The 16148-nt window shown below is 53.7% G+C and carries 15 protein-coding genes; 8 read left to right on the top strand and 7 right to left on the bottom strand.

What is annotated here, in order from left to right; all coding sequences use genetic code 11:
• Window positions 1–158: 158 nt before the first annotated feature.
• Window positions 159–683 (bottom strand): superoxide dismutase family protein, encoded by a 525-nt coding sequence (gene sodC, locus LF929_RS10570; protein WP_038907957.1) that lies wholly within the window; start codon window positions 681–683, stop codon window positions 159–161.
• A gap of 373 nt (window positions 684–1056) precedes the next feature.
• On the opposite strand from sodC, the gene LF929_RS10565 reads away from it, so the two are divergent.
• Entirely contained in the window at window positions 1057–1629 is a 573-nt protein-coding gene (locus tag LF929_RS10565; RefSeq protein ID WP_226092534.1) for a hypothetical protein, read from the top strand.
• Window positions 1630–1805: 176 nt separating this feature from the next.
• Here LF929_RS10565 and LF929_RS10560 read toward each other — a convergent pair whose 3' ends face one another.
• Window positions 1806–3083 (bottom strand): PTS ascorbate transporter subunit IIC, encoded by a 1278-nt coding sequence (locus LF929_RS10560; protein ID WP_038907959.1) that lies wholly within the window; start codon window positions 3081–3083, stop codon window positions 1806–1808.
• A gap of 209 nt (window positions 3084–3292) precedes the next feature.
• Entirely contained in the window at window positions 3293–3799 is a 507-nt protein-coding gene (locus tag LF929_RS10555) for a phenolic acid decarboxylase (RefSeq protein WP_038907960.1), read from the bottom strand.
• A gap of 141 nt (window positions 3800–3940) precedes the next feature.
• Here LF929_RS10555 and LF929_RS10550 point away from each other — a divergent pair, with 141 nt between their 5' ends.
• A complete protein-coding gene (locus tag LF929_RS10550) occupies window positions 3941–4834 on the top strand; it encodes a LysR family transcriptional regulator (RefSeq protein ID WP_038907962.1) in 894 nt (297 codons plus the stop codon).
• Window positions 4835–4900: 66 nt separating this feature from the next.
• Here the strand turns inward: LF929_RS10550 and LF929_RS10545 are convergent, their stop codons facing one another.
• On the bottom strand, window positions 4901–6025 hold the full coding sequence (locus LF929_RS10545; RefSeq protein ID WP_038907964.1) for an ROK family transcriptional regulator: 1125 nt from the start codon (window positions 6023–6025) through the stop codon (window positions 4901–4903).
• A gap of 363 nt (window positions 6026–6388) precedes the next feature.
• On the opposite strand from LF929_RS10545, the gene LF929_RS10540 reads away from it, so the two are divergent.
• The 6 genes from LF929_RS10540 to LF929_RS10515 all read left to right on the top strand — a co-directional run bounded on the left by LF929_RS10540 (window position 6389) and on the right by LF929_RS10515 (window position 12023).
• Entirely contained in the window at window positions 6389–7468 is a 1080-nt protein-coding gene (locus tag LF929_RS10540) for an ABC transporter ATP-binding protein (protein ID WP_226092535.1), read from the top strand.
• Entirely contained in the window at window positions 7465–8319 is an 855-nt protein-coding gene (locus LF929_RS10535) for an ABC transporter permease (protein ID WP_038904335.1), read from the top strand. The genes LF929_RS10540 and LF929_RS10535 overlap by 4 nt, the downstream gene beginning before the upstream one ends.
• A gap of 3 nt (window positions 8320–8322) precedes the next feature.
• Window positions 8323–9156 (top strand): ABC transporter permease, encoded by an 834-nt coding sequence (locus LF929_RS10530; protein WP_023639660.1) that lies wholly within the window; start codon window positions 8323–8325, stop codon window positions 9154–9156.
• A 50-nt stretch (window positions 9157–9206) separates the two neighbouring features.
• Window positions 9207–10334, top strand: coding sequence for an extracellular solute-binding protein (locus tag LF929_RS10525; RefSeq protein WP_226092536.1), 1128 nt, complete (start codon window positions 9207–9209; stop codon window positions 10332–10334).
• Between the two features lie 151 nt (window positions 10335–10485).
• Window positions 10486–11241 carry a glycerophosphodiester phosphodiesterase family protein gene (locus LF929_RS10520; RefSeq protein ID WP_226092537.1) on the top strand — a complete coding sequence of 252 codons (756 nt, stop codon included), beginning with the start codon at window positions 10486–10488 and terminating at the stop codon, window positions 11239–11241.
• 17 nt (window positions 11242–11258) lie between these two features.
• Window positions 11259–12023 (top strand): inositol monophosphatase family protein, encoded by a 765-nt coding sequence (locus tag LF929_RS10515; protein ID WP_226092538.1) that lies wholly within the window; start codon window positions 11259–11261, stop codon window positions 12021–12023.
• Window positions 12024–12120: 97 nt separating this feature from the next.
• Here LF929_RS10515 and LF929_RS10510 read toward each other — a convergent pair whose 3' ends face one another.
• From LF929_RS10510 to LF929_RS10500, 3 genes are all read right to left on the bottom strand, one after another.
• Entirely contained in the window at window positions 12121–13677 is a 1557-nt protein-coding gene (locus LF929_RS10510; RefSeq protein WP_038904337.1) for a ferritin-like domain-containing protein, read from the bottom strand.
• Between the two features lie 114 nt (window positions 13678–13791).
• Window positions 13792–15630, bottom strand: coding sequence for a GMC family oxidoreductase (locus LF929_RS10505; protein WP_210174923.1), 1839 nt, complete (start codon window positions 15628–15630; stop codon window positions 13792–13794).
• Window positions 15627–16085, bottom strand: coding sequence for a hypothetical protein (locus LF929_RS10500; RefSeq protein ID WP_038904339.1), 459 nt, complete (start codon window positions 16083–16085; stop codon window positions 15627–15629). Before LF929_RS10500 ends, LF929_RS10505 begins: the two co-directional genes overlap by 4 nt.
• Window positions 16086–16148 lie beyond the last annotated feature (63 nt).

The raw sequence follows: 16148 nt of genomic DNA, 5'->3' as shown, positions 1-16148 counted from the left end.
TAAATGAACGGGTTAGGGAATGATAAGAAAATTATTTTGTGAAAAATGAAATTACTTAACTTTGTTAATGTATTTTGTGGGGTGGAGGGGATTTCACCATCGCCATGACGGCTACAGAAGTGGCCGACGCGGTGTAGTGCCGCATCGACCGGGGTACGTCACTGGATAACGCCGCAGGCGATGCGCATTCCGCCGCCGCCAAGTTCCTTCGGCGTGTCGGCGTAGTTGTCACCACCGGTATGAACCATCAAAGCGTGGTCTTTCACTTCTGATAGCGATTTTAACCGTGGCGCCAGTACTTCATAAGTCGCGGTGCCATCCGCGTTGACGACCAGACCAGGTAAATCGCCCAAATGTCCTTTATCATTGTAAGGGCCGAGATGCCGACCGGTTTTTTGCGGGTCCAGATGCCCGCCCGCTGCCAGTGCCGGTACGGTATTGCCATTTTGTACGCCCGGTGCGCAACTGGCATTAGCATGGACGTGGAAACCGTGAATGCCAGGCTGCAACCCCTTCAGGTTGGGACTAAACAGCAGGCCATACTCTGTTTCGGTGATAGTGACATTGCCAAGCGTATCGCCATCGCCAGTGGGCAGTGCTTCTTTTAGCGTGACGGTCGTACTGGCCGCGTGGGTGATGGCGCTGATGAACAGGCCAGACAGAATCAGTGCGTTGAGTTTCATGATGCTCCCTTTTCCTATTGTCATGTTATTGCCGCCATCCTGAGTATTACGCGGCAACATCAGCGGTAATGCCGAGGGCATAAAACGCCCGTTGACCTCATCAACGGGTACCCAATAAAACGGATTCCCTCAAGCCAAATATAGTCGGGACGGTATAGTGCGCCAGTTTTTTGTGACGTTGTCACGTATTGTCAGTAGAGATCTGCACCGGGAAGATGAGCCGCAGCAGCGTTTGAGCATTCTCAGACGGTGCAATCGCGCCAGCAGGACAAAAATTGGGTCTATCACACTGATAAAACAACAATTCGATATATAGTGTAATCAGGGGATGGAAAATGTGATGAAAAAATTAGGCACGAAGGAGACGAAAAAAATGAGTAAGGGTGTGATAACGAAAGGGCTATCTGGCCTGTTGCTGGCGATGCCGCTCTGTGGGTTCGCCGATAACAAAAATCCGGATCTGATTGCCGGTTATACCTCGCAACAACTGGCTGATGCGTTACCGGCTGTGGTTGATGGTTTAAAACGTCGCGGCGTGGAAGTGGATGCTAAAGAGCATTCCGTGCAAGCAGAATATGTGGATACCGCGACAAAACGTAAGACGCTGGTCACCATTTATATTCCGCCATCAATCAGCGGGCAGGAGGCGACCACTGAAACTGAACTGGATGCCGCGGTTGCCAGTTCCGAGAAAGAGATGCTGCGCCAGCGAATTCGCCCGGAGAAAAAGGATCTGGTTGCCGATGGCACCCCAAAATTCCGGTGTCTGCTGACTATTCTCAATGATCAGGTTGTGCATTCATTATGTTCTGCGGTAGTGAAAGGTCGGGTGGTGGAAATCCAGCCGGTCACACTGGTTGACAATAAAGCGTTTGAACCGGCACAGCAGCGTCAGGCCGGTGTGGTGTTGTCCATCGGCAAAAGTCTGCTGGCGGGTACTAAGTAGAGTGATGGTTATTGCCTGATGGGCTCAGCCCTGCCAGTCGGCAGGGCTTTGGGGGCTACAGGCTGCCAAACTGGCTGTGGTGCTGTGTTTTAAGCCAACCGCTATCGGTACAAAGATAACGGCAGGCAGTTCGGGCGTTGTATCTAAAATCTGCACCGAATCAACCAGGCAATTTGTCAGTGAAACCAGCGCAGTAGGCGATCCAGAATCAGTGACGGCAGTGTGAAATCCGGGTCGGCGAATGTAACGCCTTGTGCGCCAAGATGCGAAAACAGCGGTAGTGTCAGCGCGGGTAGCACACATAGCAACAGGCCATTCAAGCTGCTGGCTAGCACTGCGCCGCGTACACCACCGGTCGCATTCCCGAATATAGCGGCGGCACCGCCGGTAATGAAACTTGCCATGATGCCCGGCACGATAATCGGCAGTCCAATCAGTGGGAACAGGAGAATGCACACCAGCTCTACTGAGAAGCTGACCAGAAAGCCTATCAACGTTGCGTTAGGGGCCTTGGTAAAGAGCACCATCACGTCGACGGCGGGAATGGCACCTGGCGCGAACACGTTGGCGAATCCTTTAAAGGCCGGCACAATTTCAGCTGTGAACAGGTTGACGCCCGCTTTTGCCAGATAAAGTCCGCAGGCAAACGTCGCGGATTGCTCCAGAATAAAGATCACTACATTTTTATCCGCTGCACCGGTGCCATACACCATCACCATCGCATCTCTAATTTGCGGCTGGGTGGCAAACAGGCAGGAAAGTAGTAACAGTACCAACATGGTCAGCAGGGTGGCGACATTTGGTTCACGCAAAAAATCAAAACGCTGACTGAGCGTCAGATGCTCCGTGTCGCTATTTTTGTTGCCAAGCCATTTTCCCAGATAGGAGCCGAGCACATAAGATGTGATGGCGGCGTGTGAAATGGCGTACTCGTTAGAGCCTATAATCGCGCGGCTGAAGCGGCTGAGAATATAAGGTGATGCAGCCATATAAACGCCGATGAGCATTGATGACACGACGATAATTGTGGTGTTGCCATAACCGAGCTGGAGCAGCACTGCGGTGAAGGCAAATGCCATGAATAACACTAAGTGTAGCGACAGGTAGATATATTTTAACCGGGTAAAACGTGCCAGCAGAATGTTCAGCAACATGGCGAACAGCAGAATCAGTGCGGCGGTAGCACCGATTTTGTCGATGCTGGCAGCCATGATGGCTTCATTACTGGGCACTACACCTGCGATATCGAAAGCATGCGAAAACAATGAACTGAATGCCGTCAGCACTTTCATCAGAATGCTGCCACCGATTTTGATCATGGTAAAACCGATAAACGATAGAAATGTACCGGTAATCAGGCGTGACAGCGGCGCACGTTGAAATAATAAACCGAGAAACGCCACGATGGCGATAATGACTGAGGGGGTTTTGACCAGGCTAAGCAAAATATCCATTTTTCGTCATCCGTAAAGTTAATGGTTATCCAGTAAATCGATGAGTCAGCTGTATTCATGCTGGATGGCGGATTTTTGCACTTTTTAAAATGGCGTTCCACTTTAATCTGATAAAGCCAGGTTACCTGACAATGCTGGATGACGCCGGAAAGAGCAGGGAAAATATACCGAAAGGAGAAAATGGCGGACTGATAGCCCGCCGACGATGTTTAGCGCAGGTTCTGCGGAAAGTTATCCGGCAAGTCGCTGGCCGGGCAATCAATAACGCTATTGTTGTTTTCACCACAGTCACGCACAAACGTAATGGTGGCGAATTCGTCAATCACTTCCGTTGGGTAGGCAGGGCCAGCGGCACGGTAAGATTCCATCAACGGAATGTGCTCATTCTGGAAGCAGACGGTTTTCTCCGGGTTATTGATGACCCAACGTGGGAAGAAGATGGTGCCGTGAAAAATGCGATCACCCAGGTTGACTATCAGGCTTACGTCGGTGCCGGTTGGTTCCGTCCAGGAGATTTTGTAAACATCGCTGGCGACTCGGACAATAAACGCCTCCTGATCTTTTACCCAGCGATTGGCCACGATACCGCTATGAATGCGGTAATCCAATGTGTGACCATTTTTCACGTATATCTCGTAATTCCAGCCGTTATCGTAGGTATATACCAGATGTTTTCCTACAAAATCGCTGAGATCGTGTTTGTCGAAAGTGCTCATACTGTTTTCCTTATTGTTGGCTGCAACAGAGTATAAGGTCTGAATAAATTGATGAATAACGCTGTTTTTAGTGTTAATTAATTCAATAATTAGATTGATTGGCCGGGTTATGCCAACAACACCACAGATGGAATGACGCAGATGTTGACGAAAACGACACTGGAGCAATGGGCGCTGCTACGGGCGGTGGTGGAGCTGGGTGGGTTTGCTCAGGCCGCGCAAGCGCTTAACCGTAGCCAGTCTTCGGTGAGCTACCAATTATCATTGATGCAGGAACGGCTGGGGGTCTCGCTGTTGGCACCATCTGGTCGTCGGACGGTGCTGACTGCACAGGGGCAGCAATTGCTGACGCAGGCCATTCCGTTGCTGAATGCCTTTCACACGCTGGAGTTGCGGGCAGATATGCTGCGGCGCGGCGGGCGGGCCAGAATTGATCTGGTGGTGGATAGCATTTTCCCCAAACCGACCTTGTTTGCCGCGCTGCGTACTTTCCAGTCCCGTCATCCACATACGCAAGTCCATTTAATGGAGGTGCTACGCAGCGAGAGTCGGTCGCAGCTTGCCGACTATCAGGCTGATATCTGGCTGATTTCCCAGCCGTGGGAGGGGATTAACCGTGGGCGATTGCTGATGGACATGGCATTCGTCGCTGTTGCGCGGGCAGACCATCCGCTGCATCAGCGCGCCCAGCCGTTGTCATTTGCGGATCTTAGCGCCTATCCATTGATTGAAATTATTGACAGACAACAGCAGAAAGAGAGTCTGCATAAACCCGCCAGTACGGAAAACTGGACATTTACCACGGTGGAGGCGGCCATCGAAGCGGTGATGCACGGTGTGGGGTATGGCTGGATGCCACAAGCGCGTGTGGCGCATGGGCTGGCGTCTGGCGTACTGAAATTGCTGCCCTTGCAACAAGGCGGGCGGCGTTTTACGCCGCTCTATCTGGTGGTGGAAGAAGACAAACAGCCTTACGACACGGAGGTCGCAACGCTGGTAGCGCTACTGACGGAGGCCGCCGACGCTATGGTGTAAAGTGACGTTGTCACCATTCATGTGTAACAGCCGCTCGCTGTGCAACCATCCATTACCCATATCCATTCAGGCGAAGTAGCGTGCTTTGAACGGCATTAATGCGGCGCCAATCACGGCCGGGTCATGTTGGATCTGGCTTAGCAACAGCCTTGGATAGCGAGCAGCGTGTCCATAACGTGGCGGCTGCTGGGTGGGAGGAACAGTAAGCAACATCTCTCCCAATGCTGTTGGTAACTCGCCGCCAAATACAATCGCTGCCGGGTCGACTACCGCGCGCAGCGCATCAATAGCACGGTTCAGGCAGGGTCTGACTTCTTCGACCCAGTCGGATACACCTGGCCATTGTGGGTTGAACTGCTTACGCAGGGCGCTGACCCGCTGAATATCGATACCCTGTGCATTAAGCCGCTTAAGTAATTCGCCCAGTGCCGGGCGGGAGGAAAACTCTTGTTTGGTATAAAGACGGCTGATTTCCCCCGCGTTGCCGAAAGAACCGGCAAAGGACTGACCATTGAGGATGAGACCTGCGCCAAAGCCATAGTTGAATGACAGGTAACCGAAGGTTGGGTAGTGCAACCCCGCCCCCAGTACGGACTCGCCGATTGCACCGGTGGTGGCGTTATTCTCTGTCCAGACGTCCAGATCAAACAGGGTCTCCAGTTCACTTTTGATATCCACCAGCGACCAGTCACGAAGTGGCTCAGGTGCGTTAAATAACCGTTTCTCATCCACCAGATAGCCCGCCATAGCGAACCCTATGCCCACCACCGCTGAGGGGGAGATCGCACACTGCTGCAGTGCTTTGCGTGTCTGCTCTTTCAACATAAACAGCGCACGCGTGCGGTCATCCAGCGGAATATCGAGGGTTTCCTCATAGACCACCTGACAACTGAAATCACACAGGCAAAACGCCAGCGCATCGGTATTCACGGAGATACCGATGCTATACCGCGCCGACGGTGCCAGTTCCAGTGCCGGGCTGGGTTTACCGCGCCCATGCACAATGCTTTCGCCTAACTGTAATAGCCCACGCTCCAGCAGGTTATCGATGATTCGATGTACCGAGGGTTGGGTCAGGTTGGTCTGCGGTGATACCGCAGAGCGCATGATGTGCCGGTTACGACGAACGATATCCAGAACCAGACGTTCATTTACGGTAACACTTGCATTGTCGTGAAGTATTGGCCACATCAGGCGCGGGCCTCCGCGGGTGTCTTCATGGTGTTTATGATCCTTTTATCTCGCCCTGTTGTGCAGTTAGCTCATCGCTGATGCCGGAGGGTGTACCGGGAATACCGGCGTCACTAATTATTAATCATAAAGAATGATAATAACCCTTGGTATCAGATGCAACCTGATGGGTGATATGATTTCATCAGAAATTACAGCTAATTAAAATTTATTTTCTTATATATCATTTATTTGAATTGTCTATTTTCTGTGACGCATTTGAAACGTGTTTGTCATTATTATTATGCATACTGCATTATAAATTCAATTGGCAGCGTTTTCACCTGATTAAACAGGTGCCTGACGAGCAACGGGGAAGGTGTGATGAGTAGACTGGAAGTGGAGCGCGCCAGTGTGGCTTACGGTGATACGCCCGTACTCAAGGGGGTATCATTCGAGGCTAAAGAAGGTGAGTTCGTTACCCTGTTGGGGCCGTCTGGATGCGGCAAAACCACACTCTTGCGGGCTATTGCCGGCTTTGTGCCGCTGGATGGTGGGGCCATTCGTATTGGTGGCCGAGAGATGAATGGTCTTGAGCCAGAGAAACGCAACACCGCGATGTGCTTTCAATCTTACGCCTTGTTTCCCCACCTGACCGTATCAGAAAACATTGCCTTTGGATTACAGCAACGCCGGGTGTCGGGAGAGGCGCTAAGCCACCGGGTTGTGGAAACCGCGTTAACGGTAGCGATGGCCGGGCATTTGGATAAATTGCCCGCTCAGCTCTCCGGAGGGCAGCAACAGCGCGTGGCGCTGGCGCGCTCCATGGCCGTGCGACCGGATGTGATGTTGTTTGATGAGCCCTTGTCCAATCTGGATGCCCGGTTGCGCGAGCAACTGCGGTTGCAGATCCGTGCGTTACAACGCAAACAAGGCTTTACTGCGGTGTATGTCACGCATGATCAGGCTGAAGCCTTAGCCATGTCTGACAAGGTGATGGTGATGCACGGCGGCAATATCATTCAGGCCGGTACTCCACAAGATATTTACCAGCGGCCGGTCAACCGCTTTGTCGCGGATTTTATTGGTACCGCCAATATTATGGTCGGCACGGTCATGACGCGGGATGCACACAGCGGGCATTATCGGGTGGCGACGCCACTGGGCGAGTTGGTGGTCGCCTCCGACGAACCGCCGGTTCGGGATCGACTTTATCTGTGCTGGCGTCCTGAAAACGTCCGCCTGCTGTCACTGCCCGCAACGGGACAGAATATTTTTTCTCTGCGTGTGAAACGCCATACTTTTCTCGGCAACCTGACCGATATCGAGGGTAGCCCGACGGATTCCGACATGACCTGCTATCGCATCCAACTGTTGGGATACCAGCCGCTACTGGAAGGGGAAACCTATACCTTTTCGCTGCCGCCTGACGCGTTACGCTTTTTGCGTGAGGAGGTGACATGAAATCGTCATTCATGGCTTACCTGCTACTGCTGCCTGGCGTGGGGGTTATCGTGCTGGTGATGGGGGCGGTGTTGGGAATGGCGTTCTCCCAGTCGCTCGGTTTTTTCAATTTTGCCGGCGACAGTGCTTTTTCACTGCGTTTCTGGCAGGTCATGCTGGCGGACGAGCAACTCTGGCGCTCTTTCTTCTATTCAGCCCGTATCGCATTGTTTAGCGCCGTATTGTCCGTTGCACTGGCGTACCCATTAGCCATTTGGCTACGTAAACCGTTTCCGGGTGCTATTACCTTGCGTGCGGTACTCAAAGCGCCGTTGCTGGTCCCGGGACTGACGGCGGCGTTTCTGTTCGTCAACTTTATTTCCTATCAAGGCTTTCTCAACGTGGCGATGTTGCGGCTGGGGCTAACGGAACGGCCTATCCGTATGCAGAATGACGCCAACGGTATTGGTGTGATCCTGCTTCAAATCTGGAAACAGATGCCGTTTGCGTTGTTGCTGATAAGCGGCTCCGTGCAGGCCATAGGTGAAACGGTGCTGGAGGCCGCCCGTAATCTGGGGGCCGGTGTCTGGGTTCGCTTTCGGCGAATTGTGCTGCCGTTAACGCTGCGGGCATTGCAGACGGCCATGATGCTGATCTTCATCGGTGCCGCCGGTGACTTTTCCTTCCAGTCGGTCGCTGGACCGGTCAACCTGAACTCCATGGCACAACTGATGTTGCGGGTACAACAGTCAGGAACCGATGGCTGGAATCAGGCGGCGGTCGTGGCGGTGATGCTCATGTTGCTATCACTGGTGGGGGCGGGATTGTTGGCGATGGCGACAGGTGTCGTCGTGCGCGGCATAAGGAGATAACCGATGCAACAAACAGCCGTTAACCGACTCAATCGCCTGCTGGTCATGTTGCTTTTGCTCTTGGGGCTTGTCTGGCTGGTTCTGCCATTTGCCATGGCGATACTGTGGTCCCTGGTCGACCCGGCGCATCCCTGGTCTTACCCGGATGTCTTTCCGCCGGTCTTGTCGCTATTGCGCTGGAGCGAGCTGTGGAATACCACGTCGTTACCTGATGCGTTGCTGCACAGTTACCTGTTGGCCCCCTGCGTCACCGTAACGTGCCTGCTGCTGGCGATGCCGACGGCTTATGCGTTTGGGCGGCTTTCATTTCCGGCGAAGGGGGTAGCACAGTTTATGACACTGTTGCCGATCGTATTGCCGGGGTTTGTTATCGCGGTGTTCTTATCCTCGTTATTGATGCGATTGGGGGTTTATTCGCGGTTTATGGGGATTTTTGTTGGGCACACCGTGTTATTTATGCCATACGCCATTCGCATTCTGAGTGTCTCTTTTAGCCAGGTCCGGCAGGACCTGGTGGATGCGGCGCGCAATCTGGGTGCTAGCAGGGGGGAGATCTTCCGGGTTGCCTACTGGCCATCGCTGCAATCCGGGGTGATGGCGGCGATGATTATGGTGTTCATCCTCTCTATCGAAGAGTTTTCCGTTTCCTACATCGTGGGGGCACCGGATTTCATCACCGTACCTACCATTTTGTATTCATACCTTGGTTATAACTTCATCCGGCCTAACGCTGCAGTGGTGTCACTGATTCTGGTGGTGCCCAACGTGGTGTTGATGCTGCTAATGGAGCGCTGTCTCAAAAATGTGCCGACCTCAGCGTTTGTCAATAAAGGATAGCGATGAGGCGGCCTCACTACTTATCAGGGAAATCATCAGGGGAACCTTGCATGTTTACTCGATTTACGCCGTCGACCTTACGCAAGCTGGTGGCATTGCCGGTATTGTTGTTGCCACTGTGTGGGGCTCAGGCTGCAGATTTAAAAACGATGTCCTGGCAGGACGTGGAAGCTCAAGCGCGTCAGGAAGGGCAACTCACCTGGTTTAACTGGTATTACCAGGATCGGCTGCGCGACGAAGTGAAAGCGTTTGAGAAACAGTACGGTATTCGGGTCACCATTCCAGATGGCGAGGCGGCGGGCAGTATCAATAAGTTGTTGGCGGAACAGAATCGCGACCAGGGTGATATTGATGTGATATCCGTGGGTGGCAGTCAGTTTGGGTTGTTTAATGGGCCTAAACTGTTCTGGGGGCCGCTGACGTCGCGGTTGCCCGGTGGCGACAAGCTAACCTATCAGATAGAAGGGGTTGATACGAAAGGCTATGCCGTGGCGTTCTGGGGTAATCAGACGGTCATCGCTTACAATTCGGCCCGTATCAAGGAGGCCGACCTGCCGCATTCGTTGCCTCAACTTGAACAGTTTCTGGCGAAAAACCCCGGCGAATTCACTTTTAACGTAGAGAATGGCGGTTCCGGGCCTGCATTTATCGAGTCTGTCACCCGCACGCTGGTGCCAGATGTGAACTATCGCGATGGGCGCGTCACACCGGAGATAGTGCAGCAGCTCGCCCCGTCCTGGCGCTGGTTCAACCATTACAAAAGTAGTCTGGTGATCAGTGCTTCCAATGCCGATAGCATCACCCGGCTCAATGCCGGTGAGTTTAAACTTGCTGCCTCCTGGGAGGATTTGGTGCTTTCGCTGCAACATAAAGGGGAATTGTCGCCGGATATCAAATTTTACCTGCCCGATTTTGGTATGCCAGGCGGCGGTAATGTCGTCGGTATTCCCGCTAATGCCCGGCACAAAGCGGCGGCATTGCTGTTTATCCACTGGCTGACACTGCCTGACACCCAACTTCGTTTTCATTCTCAGTTTGGTACGGCACCATTGATGTTAGCAGGAATCGACGTACCGGCGGCGGGTTCGCTGGACAGGTCGCACAGCTTCGCCTGGGCGGCTAAGCCGCTAGGTGATGAAATTAGAAAACAGTTTATCCAAAACGTGATGCTGAAATGAGATGACGACGCCTGGCCGCAATACCGGAACCCGGCTGGTGCTTTCCGGTGTCCGTCTGGGCGTAACGACACGATAAGACGCCTGACGTCATCCAGATATCAACACATTTTTTTACTCAACACCGATGCATTGAAACACCAGGGAAACCATTATGTCTGATGTTGTAACCGAGCACTCACGCCGCCGTGTGGTAGCGTCTTCACTCATTGCCCACCGTGGCGCATCCTCGCTGGCACCGGAAAACACGCTGATTGCAATGCGTAAAGCCGCGCAACAGGGCGCGACCTGGCTGGAGGTGGATGTCAAACTGACCCGGGATGGTCAACCGGTGATCATTCACGATGACCGGGTCGATCGCACCACCAACGGCCGTGGTTTGGTCGCCGGGTTAACACTGGCGGAGATTCGCCAGCTTGACGCACGCGCACACTTTGACGACGCATTCGCTGGCGTGACAATTCCTACTTTGCAGGAATTGATTGAATGTGTACTGGAATTAGACATGGGGCTGCAACTCGAACTCAAGCCCACCGCCGGTGATGATGTGGAAACGGCAGAGGTCGCCCTGGCGGTGCTGAAGTCCATGTGGCCTGCTAATCGTGATCGCCTGTTTCTATCGAGTTTTTCTGTTCGCTCAATTCAGGCGGCGGCCCGATTGATGCCGGATGTACCGCGTGCTTTTGCCGTCGTGGTACCGCCTAAAAACCCCGTTGAGCTGTTGCAGGAAACGAACTGCCAGATTTTGCACTGTTTGTCGGAACTGCTGGATGATGAAGCGCTGCATATTCTGGCCGACAGTGGTATTGAATACGCGGTAGCGATTGTCAATGATGCCGCACAAGCCCGGCGATTTCTGGATAAGGGTGCGCAGACCGTACTGTCTGATATTCCCGATTTGCTGGGGTGATATAACCGGAGGACGTCATGTCTGATTTGCAGTTACGCTTTGAGACCGCCAACGCGGTTATGGAAGAGGCCGCGTTACTGGCGAGGCAATTGTTTGCCCGGCGTGACAGCGTGGTAGTGGAACAGAAATCCGCCAACGATTTTGTATCCGATGCTGACCGTCAGGTAGAGCAGTTGATTCGTGATCGCCTGAAAGATGTCTTTCCTGATGACGCCATTTTAGGCGAGGAAATGGGCGGGGAGGTTGGCGATAGTTTCTGGTCTATCGACCCGATTGATGGCACCACCAACTTTTTACGTGGGCTGCCGTTGTGGGGAATTTCCATCGGGTATGTCGAAAACGGATTAGCGGTGGTCGGCACCATTGCGTTGCCGATGCTGGGCTTGACGCTGTCAGCCGCAATTGGATGCGGGGTCTGGCGCAATGGCATGCCTTATCGCCGTCAGGTTCCCTTTAGTGAAGTTCGCTTGCTGGCGTTGGGTGAAAGCAATAAATGGGCGGTGGCGGAAGTGGCGATGCTCGATGGCTATCTGCGCGATGAAGGCTGGGCTGTGGCGCGCTATCGTTGTGCAACGGTTGGGCTGAGTTTTGCCGCGCTGGGCTTTACCGACGGCTACGTGGAAAAAAACACCAGCATTTGGGATATCGCTGCCGGGGTGGTCATCGGTTCTGAGGCCGGGTTGGTGGTGAAATATCGGGGAAGCTACGAGGCCGGGGGTATGCATGTGGCAACGGCTATCCCCGAGGTACAACAGATAATCGAACCGTTTTTCATCCTCTGACGCAGTCGCTGACGCGATCTGACTTGATATAGATAAAAATAAAATAAAAAAGCACCGCCAATGCGGCGGTGCCCGTTCAAACCCATCAAAAACGGCGTTATTTGTTGATGAACGACCGTGGTTTTGGTGGCGTGGCCGCCAACGCTGCCTGAATTCGCATCGGGTTGAAATAATTACGCATCAGCCGAATGCGGTGATCACTGGTAAATTCATACCGGATTGCCCAGTCATAGCTGTAAGGTACGCGGGTAGATTTGGTGATCCCTTGCTGGCTGCCGTAAGCCATCGCCTGATTGTCGCTAAAGAAGACTTTTTCCACCACCTCACTGCTGAACTCCACGGTCTGGCTCATCAGTGACCAAAAGCGGGAGAAACCTTCATGACCGTAGAATACGCCGGTATAGGGCACATCTACCGGGCCGGTCATGTCCCACACCAGTTGTTCGCTCAGGCAAGCCAGCGCCATCTGCAAGTCACCAGCGGCATAAGCCTGAGACAGTTTTTCCAACGTGGTCTGGTTATTGGCGAAGGTGACTGCCTGACTTTTAGCCTGAAAACGCGGCGGCGGCGGCGGGGTGTATTCGAATGTCGGTGCGGCGTGGTACGCGTTATCTCCGGGGAACGGATGGGCGACAATGGCGCGGAAATCTTCGCGCAGCGACCCCATCGCCATGACCGCCGGGGTCAGTTTCAGTGGACGACCGGACAGCGCCAGTTGCAGGTTTTCCAGTATTTCGCTGTAACGGCGATTGAAACGCACAATGGCTTTACGCAGCTCGCTTTCTGGGTAATCGGCGATTTTGGCAGCACTGTGGGTTTTGACCGCTTTATCCCATTCGATATTCAGTGGATCGCCGGTTGGGCCGCTGGCGATGGTATCGCCGTGCGTATACATGCGCTCACAGTAGATTTCGTTGAAGCGGTAGTAATGCGGCACATTATTTTCGTCACCCTGCCAGATGTTGTGCGGCGAACCTTCGCCCTGATCGCAAATTTGACGCAGGGTATAGACCGCGCTGTCGAGGTCGACCACGGGCGTGATATTGCCGTATGAGCCATGGCAGAACTGTTCTGGTTCGATCTGACGGGTTGGGTCGCCGCAGAACACGGCTTTCTCGCCGAAAGACTCTACCGCCGCGCGTAGACGTGATTCGATGTAGATGTAGTACTCACCGATAGACATGTCACTGCAAACATGACTGGCTACCACTTCCGGGCGAACGTACTTGGGGTGCTCGATTTGCATCGCCTGATGAATGGCGTGCTGGGAAAACGGGTGGAGCTGAATTTCCAGATCTTCAATGCCGAACGGTAGTGTAGCCGGATAGTCAGGCATGAAGCTGGGGCTACTAATATCGGGTGTGCCGCCTACCGCGTTGAGTAGGTTGCCAACCATGACGAAGTGCAACATTTCTTCTATTACGACCGAATGGATAACGTCAGTGACCCGTGGGTCGATATCGTCATTCACCGTGTAAAGCATGGTCAGATAGGGAGGGATTACCGCATGTTCCAGCACCATCGCCTTTTGCAGGAGATCACGGATGTCGTCCAGTTCATGGGCCAAATCTTTATGACTGGTGAGTTTGACGTAGCCCTTTTCCCTGAAAGTCGCATCCAAATCGTGCTGTTGGTTTTGTTCGTTTAAGTTCATGGTGTTATTCCGTCTAGTCAGTTGCGGCAGTGACGAAGTGTGTAATTAGTCTTATCTATTTATTCCTAGCATGAAACCTGAATATCATCATCTTTTGTAGCGCTTTTTTCACGTTTAACGTGTGCTGGCACACATTCTGTCCAGTTCGGAAAGAATTGTGTGCGCTGCCCATAACGTCAGTGCTGCCAGTGTCAGAGTCGGTGGTGCCGTTCCCATGCTAACCATATTTCCGGCTCCTACCAGATAGAGATTCTTATGAGTCCAACTACGCTGTTGGCGATCCACCACCGAATGGTGAGGAGAGTTCCCCATGCAGTGGGTCCCTGCGATGTGCCCGGCCCCGGTAAACGCCAGCGGTTGGCCATGACAGGTAAAATAGCCGGGTTCATCCGGTGAATAATGGCTGGCGTTATGCACCCCCATCTGCCGGAAAATCTGCCGCATAACCGTGCCGGCACGTGCAACGCCCGCGCGGGTATACAGCGACAGATCGTAATGAATCACCGGGCGGTAATTACCCAACGCATCACGGTAATCCGGATGGATCGTCACCCGGTTATTGTACTCTGGTAACTGTTCCACCATGCAACGCGCGCTGCATTGGCGGGACAGCCGCTCACGAATCTGACTGCGTAAGCGGGGGCCACACAGGGGTTCTTCCAGTAACGTGTCGACATCGTCATACAGTTTGTTCACCGGCCAGCGCCAGCCGTCATTGCTCAGCTCGATACGGAACGCCGCCCGGTGTACACGGGCGCTGCCGCTTCGCATCGCTTCAATACCTGAGGTGGTCAGCGGGCCACGCATCGGCCATTGCGGTGCATCCGCCCGACCCCAAACCGGTAATACCGGATGATCCATCAGATGGCGGCCTACCAGATCATTGCCTTTGCAGGCACCGGACGCTAGCAGCAGAACCGCGTTAGCAATCGCGTTGCCAGCCAGTACATAGCGTCGAGCGCTGACGGTATGCAAATGATGCAATGCCGTTTCATGATGGACATAGTGACGAAACTGGATACCGGTGATGGCGTCGGTAGCGGGGTCTATCAGTAGCTTATGCGCCACACTGCAGGTGAGCACATCCAGCCGTGTAGCATCGGCGTCTTCCAGTGTTTTCAGCGCGTTATACCGCGCCTGTGTCGGACAGAGCGGCGTGCAATAACTATTACCAGTGCAATACAGGCCAAGGTGCGGGTTACCGGCGGCCCCACGCGGGTGATAGCCGCACCCATGGTCATAAGCAGGATGCGGTACACCATTACGGGCCGATGGGGTACCACGCAGCGACAGAGGGATAGACTGCCCGTCCTCCATAATATTCATACCGTTCAGACGCCGGGCCAGTTGCCGATCCCCCCAGGCGGTGGGTATCCCGTGCATGGGATAAACATAGTCCGGTGGAAAATGAATACCACCATAGGCTTGTTCTTCGACATTGGCTGACACCCCCAGCTCATACTCGGCAGCCCGATACCAGGGCTCCAGGTCGTTATAACGCAGCGGCCAGTCCAACCCGACGCCGTAGCGGCTTTGCAACTCGAAGTCTTCTGGTAGCATGCGCATAGCACTGCCTAGCCAGTGTAGCGAGGTGCCACCGAGCTGGCGGCAATAGGTGGAGCTGAACGGTAGCGGGCCGCGTTGCACCAGATAACCTCGGTCATCGTACCCACCCGGTAACAACGAGTGCAATGCCGTATCGTGTGGTACGGGCGCATTGACATTATGCACGCCAGATACCTGATGGCCTTTATCCGGCCGCTGACGATAGTGCGCCAGCGCTCCCCGGTAGCTGGTGTAATGCAGGTTATCGCCAGAGCCTGCTTCCAGTATCAGACAACGCTTGCCTGCGCGAGTCAGTGTTTTGGCCATCAGTGCTCCGGCAATGCCGCCGCCGACAATCACCACATCGTAATCAGTCTGTTCTGCCTGATGGGGCGTGACAACATTCATCCACGTGTTCTCCATTCGGCTATTGGTGGCTCGGCCCAGGCACCGAACTCCTGTTGACGGATTGACTGCGGATGGGCATGGATAGCCTGCCAAATTAAGGCTTCGCGCCAGGCTGCTTCGCTGAGAAACTGGGCATCTGCCTGGGGTGTCGGGCTGACGGGGATCCACTGACCGGTATACCACAGCCGTAACAGGCTGCGCGCGACTGGCCCCAGTGATGATGATGTCAGCACGGTGTTTTGCAGCCAGGTGAGCCTTATGGTGTCATCGTCGGGTTGTGCTGAAAAATCGCGCTGCAATTGTTTGAAGGGTAAAGGGGCGGCCTGTTGCAGCCAGGCGAAATAGTCATGGGCCAGCCCGGTACCGGTCAGTTCAAATCGACTGAACCCGGTAAGCAGGGCGGAAAGGGTCAGAAAATCATCAAATGCGGTATCGGATTCGTTACTGTTACTCATGATGCGTTACCTGTGCCATGTCGTAAACAGCTAAAAGAAACCCGCGCGTCTGATCCGGGGGTC

Origin of the sequence: Dickeya oryzae (assembly GCF_020406815.2) — a bacterium.
Taxonomy (GTDB): domain Bacteria; phylum Pseudomonadota; class Gammaproteobacteria; order Enterobacterales; family Enterobacteriaceae; genus Dickeya; species Dickeya oryzae.
The sequence above is the reverse complement of the archived record's forward strand: the minus strand, read 5'-3'. Positions and strand labels throughout refer to the sequence as shown.